The sequence below is a fragment of the Streptomyces sp. HSS9-12 genome (assembly GCF_054963655.1).
The window spans coordinates 1-12,634 of sequence record NZ_JBUEGC010000056.1; the positions used below are offsets into that span (position 1 = coordinate 1).

The window sequence follows — 12,634 nt, forward strand, 5'->3', positions numbered from 1 at the left end:
GAGCTGTTCTGCGCTGCGGGATCAGCCAGGCTAATGACGTATACGTAGGTCTGTGCGTGTGGGCCGACAGCACGTCGGTCGGCGATGTGATCGCGGTGGGCGAGGACCTGACGTCGTCCTCGCTTGCGAACGTCGACCTGGACGCACTCGCGCAGCAGACGAGGGACCTGCGCAAGGCCATGCGTGGCGGCTCGGCAAACTGATCCCGTCTGTGCCGCCAGGCAAGCGTCTGGCGCGGGGCGGTCGCCGCAGCCCTGCTGCGCATAGTCAGGCACTGTGGCGAACGCCGAAGCTCCACTGGGTCCCGCAACTTCCGGCCATCGCCATGGTCCGCCGTCGTGGTGCTCGCTGGTGGTGGCTTCTTGGCGTGATGGGTGGTTCGGTCGTGAGGACGACGACGGCGGGGCTACAGGGGGGTTGGTGGCGGGGTCAAGGTGAACGACAGCGGTGGCTGCGGAGAAGCGCCCTCCCGCCGCCGCGCCCTCGCCGACGAGGGCGCGGGCTGGGAATAAGCCGGTAATGCAGGACGGGCGGATATGGCGCGCTGGAGCACTCGCTCTGGACCGAGCAGCTTTTACAAGTGCCAGCCGCGGCCCTCGTGCCGCGCCGGCCCGCCGCCTTTACCTCTATTGCGCGCTTGCTGCCGTTCGGCCTCTTCCTGATCGATCTCTTCCTGGTAGGCGTCAAGTTGGCGCTGACCTTCGGCTTCCGCGGCGCGTCGCTCTTCCGCGCTCATCGCGTCATACGCGCGCATGCCCGCCGCAGCCTTCTCATGCAGCGCCTCCCGGTAGGCTCCCGTCATCAGGGCCTGGCGCAGCCCGACCCGCCCGGCAAGTACTTCGCGGGCCATTTCCTGCACATTTCGCGTCCCCACTACTGGCCAGTCGCTGCAGGGACTTGCGCAAGGCCCGGCCCGTGCGGGGGACTTGGCGATTCCAGGAACTCTTCATCTCCGAATTCTCGTTCTGGCATTCGGGGCTGCTCCACTCGCGAGGTGTTTCGGGGTGGGGCTACAGTAGCCGACTGCTACGGAACGGGGATTGGGGTGACGAATGACGTTCGGGGTCCGGCCGAAAGACCTTCAGGGGTATAGCCGACAAGTAGGACGTGCGGCCGACGACATACAGCAAGCCACGGAGTACATCAACAAACACGGAGACTTGGGTGCCGTCACGGGGCAGGGGCTGTTTCTCTGGGCGACCGGATTGCACTCGCAGGCCATGGACGAGGTGAAGAACGTGTTCACCCGCATTCACACTCTCCTCACGGCCAGCGCGAAGGAACTCTCGAAGTCTGCTGAGTACTACCAGGCGACCGACCGTGACCAGGCGTCCAAGCTCGACGCCACCTACCCGCCCAGCAAGCGCTAGCCCCGGAAAGCACCCGCTCTCATGAGTTTCACGGATACTGCCGAACCCGTCGACAACCTCAAGGCCCCAGTACGCCAGAAGAGTTCTCCAAGGGAATTGTCGGCGATGCGGTTGGCACCATAAGCGATTTCCTCAGCCCCAGCAAGTGAGCGTTGGCGACAATCGAGTTCGTGTTCGGGATGAACCCCTTGGAAGAGGCTATCGAGTGGTTCACCGGCGACTGGGAATCCTACGTCAAGTGCGTTGAGATGGCCAACACGGGAAAGCTCGCAAAGGACATAGCCGCGAATCTCCAGTCCGGCAACAGGGAGCTGGACGCGACATGGGACGGCAATGCCGCCGATGCCGCGTATGTGTACTTCGATGAACTGGCCCAGAAGATTAAGTCACTTGAAACAGACTTGAATGAGCTCCAGGGCTACTACAAGGATGTGGCCCTGGCCGTCGCGAGGGGCGCGGACGTCGTCAAGGGTCTGCTGGAGCAACTTGCGGACGAGGCGATCATTGCGGAGATCGAGCTCACCGCAGGCACTCTGCTGGCCGAGACAGGTCGTAGGCTATGCGGCGGCGGCGCTCGAAATCGCCAAAATGATCAAAACGTGGGGGCGTATCACCGAGGCCTACAGCGCCGCGCAGCAAGCTGTGGACGTCGGAACCACCGCAGCCGGGGCAGTGGTCGGTCGGCTCGGTGTCGCCCTGAAGAGCTTCCCGGAACCCGGGAAGAGCTACGACAACCCTGCGGTGTAGCCAGCACTCAGCTCAGAGAAGCCAGGTCAGCAGCGTCACCAGAAGGCAGACAGCGGCACCCGCGAGGCCGCCTCGGATGATCCACTTCCGCACTGTGCCCACCCGGGTGTCCGATACCGCCCGGGTGATCAGGGACACGTGCGTACCGCTGCGCGGGAACATCCCTGTGACGGCGAACGCGATGCCGTACGCCGCTACAAGCCAACCGCCGAAGAACGCCGCAAGCCATCGCGTCGTCTCGCCGAAGCCAGTCCGCACGTACCAGTCGCCAGCCTGTTGCACCGAAACCTTGCTGCCAGGTTTCAGGTCGACCGAAAGGCTCGCCTGGTCGTCTGTGATCTTGCCGTCATCGGAGCGGAAAGTGCCACCGCACTCGGTGGTGTCGCGGGAGTGACTGCTGCCGTGCTTGATCCAGCAGCTCTCCACGGTCAAGGTGCCGTGCTTCCCTGCGAGGCCGGCAGCGTGGGCTGCGTTGTAGAGGCCGAAGCCGAAAATCACGAGGGCGATAACGAAGAACAGGCCCCCGAGAGCGCGACCCATGACGCCTGGACGGGGTAGTGATGCCGTCGGCGCGAGCGGCGTCAGCTCTGGTTCGATCATTACCCGGCCCCTCTCATGACGTACGCGTCGACCAGCTCGCGCGCCCGCTTCACATCGTCCGCTACCTGTCCCAACGGCGCGACGACCGTGTGGCAGTCCTCTGCGCCACGCAAGTAAACCGGGGAGTCCACCAGAACATGCAGCCCGCGCAGGTCCAGCTGGACAGGCTCGATGGCATGTGTTCCAAAGGTCTCGTCTGTCGCAAACGGATTGCGGCCGTGCGCTCCTGAGATCGCCAGAAGCCTGGACTACACCGCGGTCGCCTGTAGCTGCGCTCCCGTGGTGCCGGCCCCTGGCATCGGCGACCTCGTTCTTCATCAGCCCGGTGACGTCATGGCACACAACGTGCTTGACGCGCCGACTCAGGGGCCTGGATGCGCGACAGCGGCCGCCGTCCCCGTACGTAAGTAGGCCGAGGCCCGTACCTCATCGGAGGTACGGGGCTCAGCGCGGGGTGAATGGCGTAGGGATGTTCACCGTTCGGGGACGCCCGGCAGGAAGGAGTCGGGGGTGTCGATGAAGATGTTGGACATGAATCCGCCCAGGGCGGGGACGAAGGCCCAGAAGGGATTGCTGAATCCCTCCGCCTGCACCATCTCGCCCCGGCGCTGGAATTCCACGAAGACCGGGGTGGGACCGCTCAAGGTCTGTACGACCTCGGCATTCAGCTTCGGCTCCTTGCGCACCTGGACCTGGGTGCCCCAGGTGGAGAAGTTCGGCTGCGGACCCGAGCCCGGAGCCGGCCCGGGCGGCTGGTTGCCATCCACCGCGCCGGCAGCCTCGGCCAGCAGCTTCCGCGCCTCATCCTCCTGCTGATCGTACCGGTCCGGAAACGCCGACCTCTGCACGCTCTGGGCGAGCTGTCCTGCCGTCTGCCCCGGGTTCCTCTGGTCGTTGGGGATGGCCTGCTCGAAGAACTTCCGGGCCGCGTAGTCCGGATTCATGATCTGTTCCGGCGAGCCCCACCCCGCAGACGGCCGCTGCTGGAACCCTCCCAGCGAGTCGCGGTCGCCGTAGTTCAGGTTCCGCATGCCCGACTCGACGATGCCGGTCTCAAAAGCCGCCAGCATGACCTTGTCCGTGACCCGCAATTCCCGGCCGACGCGGTAAATGGTCTTGGCGACCTCGAGGTCGTATGCCATGAGCCCACCATGTCCCCCGGCCAGAAGGCGGGGTCGCCCTTGCGGCCCGGAGCCCACTCCTTGTGCCCGATCGCCCGGTCGGCCGACAGCCCGAGATGACGCAGCAGCGCAGCCACCCCGCGCGGATACGAGTCGATCTGGGCCGGCGTCCAGTCGCGCCGGGTGCCCACCGACTCCGCTTCGACCCCGATCATGTAGGGATTGGCCTTGTCCTTCGGGACGTTCAGCCACGGTCCGCCCTCGCCCGCATGCCCCGCCTCCCCGGCCGCGATGACGATCCAGCTGCCGTCACGGGCCAGCCCGAGCTGCGCCCGCGGGCCGGGCAGGCCGGCGTCCCCGTCGCGCACAATGGCCAGGCTCGGGTAGTTGCCCTCTGCGGGACCCGCGGTGTGGTGCAGCAGCACACCGCGGATGTCAGCCCCCGGGACCCGGCCCTGCCCCCGGTGCTGGTTTATCCCATCGAGCACAACCCCGGCTGGGCGGACGGCCGGAGTCGCGCCAAAGTACGGGCCGGCGGGGAGAGCCCCTGTGCCGCGCTGCTGGGGCAGACCCGGGCAGCAGCTCTGGAGGTCGTCGCCTCCGGCTGCACGACGACGGAGCTGGCGCGGCGGCTGAACGTCTCACCGGCGACCGTCACCCACCACACCGCCATCCTGCGGGGAGCCGGACTGATCACCTCGCACCGCACCGGAGGAGCAGTCCACCACATGCTGCGCTCGCTGGGGGCCGCCCTGTTGCGCGGCGACTGACCGGAACCGGCTTGCGGAAAGACCCAGAAGCGGACCGCGGGCACATGGCTGATCACCGTACGTCTACGCTTCCGTCCATGAACTCAACGAGCAACGAAGAACTCGACCGCGAGCAGGCGGAGCCGGAAGAGCAGCCCGAGCCCGAGGAACAGCTCGAGCCGGAGGACGAGTTCGACGACGAGTTCGACGACGAGTTCGACGACGAGCTCGAGGAGGATTTCGAGTCCGAGGAGCAGGGGCGGCGCCCGCTGAGCCCGCGGCAGGCGCGCCGTATCCGCATAGCCGTGGCCGCGTTCTTCATGGCCGCCGCCGCCATTGTTCTGGTGGTGCGGCTGAGCCGGCCGAGCTCGGTGCTGACCGTAGGTGTCTACGGGGTCGCGCTCATCCTCTGCGGCACCGTCATCGAACTGAGCCGCCGCGGCCGGACCCGGCTCGGCATGTGGCTGCTGGCGGCCGGGCTCGTGGCCGTTGCCCTGGCCGACCAGCTGCTGCGGGCGTATTGAGGCAAGGCTGTACGGGCGTCCGGAGTCCAGCGCGCGCCGGGCGCATCGGGGGCGCGCTGGTGCCCGTGTGCGCCGTACGGGACCGGGCGCCACGACGCGGGCCGGCCGGTACGCTCGGACCCTGTGACTGCCCCGAACGACGAAGAATTCGAGCGCCGGCAGAACTTCGCCCTCCGGATGGCGACCTCCACGCCCCAGGAGCGCCGGTCTCTGCTGCGTCAGCAGAGCCGGAGCCCGGAGACGAACCGGCGCAGCCATGTACTGGCGGGCCTGCTCTTCATGGCCGTCCTGATTGCCCAGCTGATCAAGGAAGTTGCCGGGCACGCGTCTGCCGTGAACATCGCGATCATCACGGCAGCCATCGTCCTCAGCGGCGCGATGGCAGAACTGAGCCGCCGCGGCCGGACCCGGCTCGGCCGCTACCTGCTGATCGTCGGCTTCATGGCCCTCGGCCTGGTGGAGACCATGCAACACTGACGGCCGTATCAGAGCATTCGCCGCGAGCAGATCAGAACAGGCCGTGCCACATCTGCTCGACCACCACGGACCACCAGTTGTTCCGGTTCTCCAGCGCCGAGGCGTCGATGGCCGCCAACTGCTCCTGCAGCGCAGCCACTTCCGCACCAGCCGCCACCGGGTCCAGGCCCGGCATCCGCTGCCGGGTGGTGGCCAGCAGCGCGAGGGAGCGGGCGAACGCGGCCACCGACGCGTTGACGTACCGGCCGGCCGCGCTGGTCGGGTTGACGGCCCAGACCGCGCCGACGCCGCTGTGCATGTGCTCGACCTCGCGGCACTGCACAGATGTCGCGCACACTCCGTCCGAGCCGATGCGGACGAAGCCCGCGAGGGTCTCGAGAGCGCCTTGCGTAGCCTCGGTTCCGCGCTCGCGCATGTGCGTCGCGACATCGGTGAACATGCCGCCGGCCGGGGGAGCGTCGGGCCGGTCGGCGGTGAAGAAGAACGGCAGGTCGGCCGGCAGCCCGGCCCAGGTGAGGGCCGACTTCGCGGCCTCGGGCAGCTGGCTGTGGGCGATGTCGTCCGCGTCGGCGCGCCGCACGCCGTTCGCCCCGAAGACCTCCACGAGGTGCTGGCCCAGCGCCACATCGCGCATCGGCTCGGCGGGCGTCACATTCGTCGGCACCGGCACTCGGTGCGGGCGGGGCGGCGGCTGCTGGCCGGCGATCTGATGCATGAGCTCGACGTGCTGGAGGAGCCCCGCGATGCCCTCGTCGCGCTCCTCGGGCCGGACGCCGTAGTTCTGCGTGCAGGACGCCTCGGCGTTGGGGAACGCGCTGAGGACCTCGCTGGTGTAGCCGCCGGGGAGCGGGCTGGGGCGCAGATCGGTGTGGATGGCGACGACGTTGCCGGCGGGTACGTTCATGCGCTGCAGTTCGGCCCACACCTGGTACTCGGCGGGCGGGAGGCCCGGGCCCGAGTTGCGGAACAGGGTGGTCTCCTCGCCGTTGGACGGGTCCACGTAGGTGAAGACCGCGGTGTTGCCCGGGCCGGTCACCGGGCGCTCGGCCGCGGGGCGCTGTTCGGCCGGGCGCTCGGCCGCTGGGCGCTGTTCGGCCGGGCGCTCGGCCGATGAGGCACCGCCACCGTGCTTCTGCTGGTACATCCGTACAACCTCGTCGACGGGCACGGACGGCCAGACGCTCAGCTCACCGGTGCTGCGGTCCACGACTCCGCACGCGTTGCCGATCTCGGCGGGCGGCCGCCGCTGCCCGGTCACCGGGTCGCGCTCGGGCGGCGGGGGTACGGCCCACACCACCCAGCCGAGGTCGAACTCGTATGTCGCCACCTTGCGCTGCGGAGCCTGTGCGCCGTGCGGGTTGAGCCAACGGTCGGCGATGGCGATGGCCTGCGCCTGGCTGATCACGAGGAGACTCCTTCGAGGCCGTCGAGGGCGAAGTGCGGGTGTACGCGCATTACGAGGCTAGCGCTCGGGCGGGCGCCGGGATGTGCAGGGCTTTGGCCCCGCGCTCGGTGGCGAGAAGGAGGATGCCGTCGGGGGAGAGGTCGGCGCCGGTGAAGGGGGTGTCGGAGATGAGCGCCGCGACGACCTCCTCGGCGGCGCGGTCCCAGACCCGTACGTAGTCGGCGCCGCGGCTCAGCGCGAGCGGGGCGGCGGCCCGCTCGTTCTCCGAGGGCCGCCGGACGCGCTCCGGGTCGGCATCGAGCAGCCCTGGCTGTACAAGGCCGTGGACGAGTACCGAGGACCCGCCCGCCTCCCCGATCGGGCGGGCGCCGGGGGTGCCCTCCGGGACGACGAGGGCGGCGACGGGCAACGTGGCCGCGGTCTCCCGGGCCGGTTCCGGGTGCGCCTGCGCGCCGCCATCCGGAGCGGGCTGCGGCTCGGCGGCCTGCTGCCGCAGACTGCCGACGGTCACAGCGCTGATACCCGGGAGCGGCAGGCTCCACAGGGTGCGCCAGGGCAGCTCCAGCCCGAGCCGGTGCAGCGCCGCGGCGTGGTCGGGCATGCCGTCCTCGATGAACGCCGTCTCCAGCAGGGCGGCGCGCATCCTCACGGGCACCTGGGTACGGGTGAGCAGCGGAGCGGTGCGCAGATACGTACGGGCAGGTGCCCCCAGGGACTCCACCGGCACCGCCTCCACCGCTGCCCGCAGCGACACCGGGTCGGCGTGCGCGAACAGGCCCGGGTCGGTGAGGAGTTGGGGGAGCAGACCGGCGTCGAGGGTGTGTCCGGCGATGTGGTCGCGCACGTAGGGGTCGGCCTTGCCCCAGTCCTGGGCGGGGACGGCCTCGAGCAGCGCCATCGCGATCTGCGTCTGGGCGGCGCGTACGTCCGGCAGGCCGGCGCGGATCTCCTCGCTGAGCGCCGGGTGCAGCAGACGCAGCAGCGTACGGCCGCTGTCGTCCTGCGACGTGCCGCCCGCTTCGTCCTCCTCCGGCTCTACAGACTGGACGAACGGTCCGGCGAGCAGCATGCCGCGCGCGATGGCCTCACTCATGTCCTGCCCGGCGACGGCGCTCGCCAGCCGGCTCCACAGCCGAACCGGAAGCCCGTCGCCCTCCGCGAGTGCGATGGGCGCGAGCATCAGCCGCAGCGTCTGCGGGTCGGAGCCCAGGCGCCGGGCGTGCAGGTCGACCGCTTCGCCGACGCTCCTGGGCAGCCGGCTTTCGTCCGCCGGATCGAAGCCCTCGGGGCTCATCAGGATGCACTCGGCGGCGAGCTGTACGGTCAGCCGGCTGCCGCCGCTCCCGCTTCCCGCGCGGCGCGCGATCGCCTCGGCGAGGGCGCGGCGGGCGTCGGGGTCAGTGGTGAACGGCAGCTCCGGCGCCCCGAACCGCGGGTCGAGCGCCGCGGCGGCGTGCAGTGCCAGCCCTTCGGGGTCGGCCCACTGCGGCTCGTCGAGGTCGATGATCTGCCCCACGCCGGGCGGCAGGCCGTCGACCAGCTCCGCGGCGAGCGGACGCGGTACCTCGGCGAGGAGGTGAACATTCTTGACGGCGGCCAGGCGCGTGAGGACCTCCCGCACCAGACGCGCCGGCTCCCCCGCGGCTCGCACGGGCCCGGCCCGGTCGACGTCGGGTACGACGATGCTCACCGGCTCGTCGAGCGCGGCGAGTTCGGCGTACACATCCTCGGTGCGCTTGGCCCGCAGGCCGTAGTGATCGGCAAGAGTCCACAGCACCTGCCCCGCCGTCAGCCCCGCCGGGCTGGGCACGGCGGGTGTGGGCAGCTCGGGCGGTACGGTCGCCGGGTCCAGCTCGTCCAGCGGCAACTCGTCGCGGAACTCGGGGTCGCACAGCATCAGGAACCCCGTCAGCAGTCGCGAACACCCGCTGCCCGGACTTCCGGTGAGCACGACGACGCGCGGCGCGCCGGGCCAGTCCATCCGCCACGCGGCGAGCGCCCGCAGTGCGGCGGTGCGGCCGCCGATGTGGGGGTGCGGCGCGTAGCCGTCGGTCGAACCGGTCATGGAGCCCCCTGTCCTCCTGCCCTTGCGGACGTCAGCGCATATCACCCCTGATCTTATGTTCACCGGGGGTTCGGCGAACCGCTCGGGGGGCCGGGCCACTGATCGAGCTGAGTCTCCGATTCCGGTTCCTGCGGCTGGCGTTGACGCAGCCGCGGGCCGTTGTTGTCAGAGCCGGCTCGTACAGTCGTCCGTGACGCTGAGTTGTCAGATTGGTCTCTACGCCCGCAGGACCGTAGTGCTTGCGGTAGAAGGGGATCCCGGCCTCCGAGGGGAGGTTGGGGAACGTAACCGAGCTTGCCCTGTCGTCTTGGAGACCACGAGATGGCTGCCGCCTTGCGGCTGAGGAGCACTGGTGTCGGCGGGCTATTACGACGGCGTGGTCCGGCGTGTCACGAGCCAGCAGGTCCGCAGTACTCACCGAAGCGGTCGGGAATTGGTGCTTTAGAGCGTGTCCGGGCGGTAGACCTTGCGGTAGAGCGCGATGGCGGCCTCGGGCGGGCGGTGGGGAAGGGTGCTGATCTCGCCGTTCTCTTTGGAGACCACGACGCAGGTACCCCCCGGGTTGGTGGCCGGCCGGGGACGGTCCGTGGGCCGGCGGGGTGTGGGCCGGGGATAGGTGGCGTACACGAGGTACCCGATGTCGAATTCACGCACCTTCAGTGGCGCGGGAGAGCCGTCCGGCCAGCGGGGCGCGAACTGGGTTCGGGCGATCTCGAGGGCTTCCTCAGCGTTCGTGGGAATGGGCCGACGGCCTTCCGAGGCGTCTGAGTGCGGCGTCATGGGTCTGCTCCAGGTCTATGGGCCGTCTGCGTGATCGTAGGGCGTTGCCGTGAGCCGGCGGGCGGAGAGGCAAGAGGCCCTTCGCCGCTGCGTACCGTGAGATCCCGCAACCGTGCGACCGTGTGCCGGCGCATCCACTGGCGCGGCTGGCCGCCGGTCGCAGGTCCTCTGAGCGCGGGGTCGCGGATGAGCTACACGCTTGGGCGGTAGTACCTGCGGTAGACCTCGATGGCCTGCTCCGCCGGGTAGTTGGGCACATCGGTGATGTCGCCGTTGATCTTGGAGATCACGATGTTGCTGCCGCCGGGTTCCGGAGGAAGGGCCGGATCAGTCGGCTCGGGGATGGAGGCATACACGAGATAGCCGATATCGAACTCGTGGACATGAAGAGTGACGGGTGTGCCATTCGGCCAGACCTGCGGGAATTGAGTACGGCCAATCTCCAGCGCCTCCTCCGCGTTGCTGGGAACCGGCGCATTGCTACCTGTGGGGCTTGTCAACTTCTCTTCTCCTGGGTTCGTGCTTACGTCGCTCGGGGGTGCTCAACGAGTACGGCAGAGGGCCCATGCCCTTGGGGACCGGAAACTCCGTGCCCATCGCTCAGTCGGTGTCGTAGAGAACACTCGTCCAAGCGCTGGACGCAGCCCCCTCCTCGTCGATCCAGTCGAGCGCGCCCTCGATCTGTTCCCGGAGTTCCTCGCGTTCGCCGCGGCTGGAGGCCATGGTGAGCAGACAGCGGCGCAAAACATAACCCTGGAGCATGGCGACGAACATGCCGAGGCTGCTCGCGATCAGTGGATCGTGGTCGTCGTACTCATCGGCGGGTGACCGGTACACCGCGCCCTCCTCGCCGTCGAGGACGATCGAGCCCCCCATCCAGATGCCGAGCCGGTAGTAGGGACCCTCACCTGCGGATTCGGGAACGATGTCCTCGTCGGCCTTGCCCCAGACGTCGTCGAATGATTGCTCGGCCCAATCGTGCCGGTCGGCGGCGACCAGTGACATCTCCGCTCCGGTGAATGCCGGCAGGCCGACCTCGGACAGAACCCGGCGGGCGTCCTCGTCCCGCAGCCCATCGGGCAGAGCCGACTCGGGTACGCGCCGCACGGTCTCCGGACCGAAGACCTCGGCGAGGATGGCTGGGTCCGCCGTGTCCCATGACTCTGGTGTCGTGTCGACTGCCATCCCGAAGTCGGCGAGCAACGGCTCGCCGTGGACCGGACTGAGCCCGCTGAATTTCGATGGATCGGTGGGTTCCACCGCGAAGAGTCCGCCGACTCCGGCCTGGACGACTGCGTCGCCGACGCGTACGGAATCTGTCAGCAGTTGCGGTTCCGTATCGCCATAGATGGTCAATTGCACCCAGGGCTGGGTGGCGCCCGTCTCGGTGCCCGCCGGCCAGCGCGGCTCGGCCTGGCCAGGTTCGGGCACGCCCCCGGTCCATGGGCCGGCGAGCAGCTCCCCGGTGTCGACGTCCCAGACGTGGAATCGCGGGTCCCATGACCCCTGGCCGGCGACAGCGGTGCGGCCGGTCCACGGGATGGTCTGGACCGTTCGAACCGAACCCGGCTGGAGATACGCGGCCCGGGCGCCGCCAGGCGGCCGCCACCGTGACCAGCGTGTGCGCCAGGGCAGGGCGATACCAGAGCGCTCGATGCCCTCAGTCAGTTCCAGGTCGCCGCGTGCGGTGCTCATCAGGTGGAGCCAGGAGGCCCATTCGCTCTGGGGTAGGGAGTCGACACCGCTGAGCCAGAGGTTCGCGGCATCTCCCGATGATGTCTCCGTCTCCATGGCCAGCACTGCCTCGCGGTAGTGACAGTTGGCCGCGTCCAGGAACGCCACCTGGTCAAGGTGCGCCACAATGCGGCCATCTCGCTGTATGGCGTCGAAGCGCCCCGCCTGCACGGCGTGCATCGGCAGGCCGTGCGCGGCGTACCAGCCGACCGCCCCTGAGGCGGCCCAGCCGGCCGGGTGCGTCCAGGCGTCCGCGGCAGTCAGCAGCCAGGTCACAAGGCGGTCGTGTGCCGCGCGGGCCACAGCCGGTTCGTACTCCTCGCGCAACCGCTCGGCCACCCGCTCTTCGGCGAAGCGGACGGCATCGCCGTCGAAGGTGAGCACATCTGACGACTCACGTGCCATCTCGGCCAGGCTGTCCTCGGTCAGATCCGGCCCGCCTGTGGCACGGATCAATTCCCGCCATACGGCGAGGGGCACCTGGCGCGGCTCTGCGAGTGCCAGGGCACGGATGGCCGTCTCCTGAGGTGTGGGTGACTCCCGGCGGTCCGTCTCGCTCGGGGGCGACACAAGGAGCCTCAGACGATCCCGCTGGCGCCGCTCCTCGGTGTCGGCCTCGACGATGACCCTGAGCCGCCCCTGCCTGGCGAGCTGGTCCGCGAGCATGCGGACCACTCGCTTTGGCTGTATCGACCGCCGGGTACCACCCGCGCGGTGTGCGTTGAGAATGATCAGCGGTCTGCGGCTCAGCCCGGAACGCTCAAGGGCCGGCCCCCAGTTCGCCCGACGCCGCCGGACTTCCGGCACTCCGGCGGCGGCGAGCACGCGCTGCAGGACAGCTTCCGCGCTGAGGCCTGAGGCATCGACCGTCACCGCATCAGGCAACGTCTCGGCTACGCGGAGCAGAACGCGGCTGCGACCGGACCCGGGCGCTCCGGCGACCTCGGCCACCCGGCGGCTGTCGTCCTCGCGCCACCACGCCACCAGTCGCGCAGCGGCCGCCTCTGCGCCCACCCTCTCGTACGCGGACTCGGGGAGATCCATGGGGTCCTTCCGTATCCC

At 69.2% G+C, this 12,634-nt stretch carries 13 protein-coding genes and 2 pseudogenes; 6 read left to right on the forward strand and 9 right to left on the reverse strand.

Annotation, left to right across the window (positions count from 1 at the left end; all coding sequences use genetic code 11):
- Positions 1-203, forward strand: a pseudogene (locus ACY34J_RS24530) (hypothetical protein); the annotation flags it as partial.
- A 371-nt stretch (positions 204-574) separates the two neighbouring features.
- Here the strand turns inward: ACY34J_RS24530 and ACY34J_RS24535 are convergent.
- Positions 575-850, reverse strand: a complete 276-nt coding sequence (locus tag ACY34J_RS24535; RefSeq protein ID WP_462728781.1) for a hypothetical protein — start codon at positions 848-850, stop codon at positions 575-577.
- Positions 851-1,052: 202 nt separating this feature from the next.
- Between ACY34J_RS24535 and ACY34J_RS24540 the strand changes: the two genes are divergently transcribed.
- Both ACY34J_RS24540 and ACY34J_RS24545 read left to right on the forward strand, forming a co-directional pair.
- Positions 1,053-1,370 (forward strand): type VII secretion target, encoded by a 318-nt coding sequence (locus ACY34J_RS24540; RefSeq protein ID WP_462728782.1) that lies wholly within the window; start codon positions 1,053-1,055, stop codon positions 1,368-1,370.
- A 152-nt stretch (positions 1,371-1,522) separates the two neighbouring features.
- On the forward strand, positions 1,523-2,197 hold the full coding sequence (locus tag ACY34J_RS24545) for a hypothetical protein (RefSeq protein ID WP_462728783.1): 675 nt from the start codon (positions 1,523-1,525) through the stop codon (positions 2,195-2,197).
- On the opposite strand, the gene ACY34J_RS24550 is transcribed toward ACY34J_RS24545, so the two are convergent.
- From ACY34J_RS24550 to ACY34J_RS24560, 3 genes and pseudogenes are all read right to left on the reverse strand, one after another.
- Complete coding sequence (locus ACY34J_RS24550) at positions 2,130-2,717, reverse strand: hypothetical protein (protein ID WP_462728784.1); 588 nt, start codon at positions 2,715-2,717, stop codon at positions 2,130-2,132. The two genes, ACY34J_RS24545 and ACY34J_RS24550, sit on opposite strands and share 68 nt — an antisense overlap.
- Before the next feature lie 473 nt (positions 2,718-3,190).
- A complete protein-coding gene (locus ACY34J_RS24555) occupies positions 3,191-3,859 on the reverse strand; it encodes a hypothetical protein (protein ID WP_462728785.1) in 669 nt (222 codons plus the stop codon).
- A gap of 86 nt (positions 3,860-3,945) precedes the next feature.
- Positions 3,946-4,326: pseudogene (locus tag ACY34J_RS24560) on the reverse strand (peptidoglycan recognition protein family protein); the annotation flags it as partial.
- Here ACY34J_RS24560 and ACY34J_RS24565 point away from each other — a divergent pair.
- The 3 genes from ACY34J_RS24565 (at position 4,303) to ACY34J_RS24575 (ending at position 5,588) form a co-directional block, all read left to right on the forward strand.
- On the forward strand, positions 4,303-4,608 hold the full coding sequence (locus ACY34J_RS24565) for an ArsR/SmtB family transcription factor (RefSeq protein ID WP_462728786.1): 306 nt from the start codon (positions 4,303-4,305) through the stop codon (positions 4,606-4,608). The pseudogene ACY34J_RS24560 and the gene ACY34J_RS24565 sit on opposite strands and share 24 nt — an antisense overlap.
- Before the next feature lie 77 nt (positions 4,609-4,685).
- Positions 4,686-5,111 carry a hypothetical protein gene (locus ACY34J_RS24570; protein WP_462728787.1) on the forward strand — a complete coding sequence of 142 codons (426 nt, stop codon included), beginning with the start codon at positions 4,686-4,688 and terminating at the stop codon, positions 5,109-5,111.
- A 123-nt stretch (positions 5,112-5,234) separates the two neighbouring features.
- The gene (locus tag ACY34J_RS24575; RefSeq protein ID WP_462728788.1) at positions 5,235-5,588 is read left to right on the forward strand and encodes a hypothetical protein; all 354 of its coding nucleotides are present in this window, start codon (positions 5,235-5,237) and stop codon (positions 5,586-5,588) included.
- Positions 5,589-5,619: 31 nt separating this feature from the next.
- Here the strand turns inward: ACY34J_RS24575 and ACY34J_RS24580 are convergent, their stop codons facing one another.
- The 5 genes from ACY34J_RS24580 to ACY34J_RS24600 form a co-directional block, all read right to left on the reverse strand.
- On the reverse strand, positions 5,620-6,993 hold the full coding sequence (locus tag ACY34J_RS24580; RefSeq protein ID WP_462728789.1) for an SUKH-4 family immunity protein: 1,374 nt from the start codon (positions 6,991-6,993) through the stop codon (positions 5,620-5,622).
- Between the two features lie 49 nt (positions 6,994-7,042).
- Positions 7,043-9,058: an ATP-binding protein gene (locus tag ACY34J_RS24585; protein ID WP_462728790.1), complete on the reverse strand. Its 2,016-nt coding sequence runs from the start codon at positions 9,056-9,058 to the stop codon at positions 7,043-7,045.
- A gap of 441 nt (positions 9,059-9,499) precedes the next feature.
- Positions 9,500-9,838 carry a hypothetical protein gene (locus ACY34J_RS24590; protein ID WP_462728791.1) on the reverse strand — a complete coding sequence of 113 codons (339 nt, stop codon included), beginning with the start codon at positions 9,836-9,838 and terminating at the stop codon, positions 9,500-9,502.
- Between the two features lie 191 nt (positions 9,839-10,029).
- Positions 10,030-10,338, reverse strand: a complete 309-nt coding sequence (locus ACY34J_RS24595; RefSeq protein ID WP_462728792.1) for a hypothetical protein — start codon at positions 10,336-10,338, stop codon at positions 10,030-10,032.
- A gap of 100 nt (positions 10,339-10,438) precedes the next feature.
- Positions 10,439-12,616 (reverse strand): SUKH-4 family immunity protein, encoded by a 2,178-nt coding sequence (locus tag ACY34J_RS24600; protein ID WP_462728793.1) that lies wholly within the window; start codon positions 12,614-12,616, stop codon positions 10,439-10,441.
- Positions 12,617-12,634 lie beyond the last annotated feature (18 nt).

Bases quoted from the DNA above. Each gene is read 5' to 3' on its own strand.
- ACY34J_RS24535 (WP_462728781.1), bottom strand. From the start codon at position 850: ATGGCCCGCGAAGTACTTGCCGGGCGGGTCGGGCTGCGCCAGGCCCTG.
- ACY34J_RS24540 (WP_462728782.1), top strand. From the start codon at position 1,053: ATGACGTTCGGGGTCCGGCCGAAAGACCTTCAGGGGTATAGCCGACAA.
- ACY34J_RS24550 (WP_462728784.1), bottom strand. From the start codon at position 2,717: ATGATCGAACCAGAGCTGACGCCGCTCGCGCCGACGGCATCACTACCC.
- ACY34J_RS24555 (WP_462728785.1), bottom strand. From the start codon at position 3,859: ATGGCATACGACCTCGAGGTCGCCAAGACCATTTACCGCGTCGGCCGG.
- ACY34J_RS24570 (WP_462728787.1), top strand. From the start codon at position 4,686: ATGAACTCAACGAGCAACGAAGAACTCGACCGCGAGCAGGCGGAGCCG.
- ACY34J_RS24585 (WP_462728790.1), bottom strand. From the start codon at position 9,058: ATGACCGGTTCGACCGACGGCTACGCGCCGCACCCCCACATCGGCGGC.
- ACY34J_RS24590 (WP_462728791.1), bottom strand. From the start codon at position 9,838: ATGACGCCGCACTCAGACGCCTCGGAAGGCCGTCGGCCCATTCCCACG.
- ACY34J_RS24600 (WP_462728793.1), bottom strand. From the start codon at position 12,616: ATGGATCTCCCCGAGTCCGCGTACGAGAGGGTGGGCGCAGAGGCGGCC.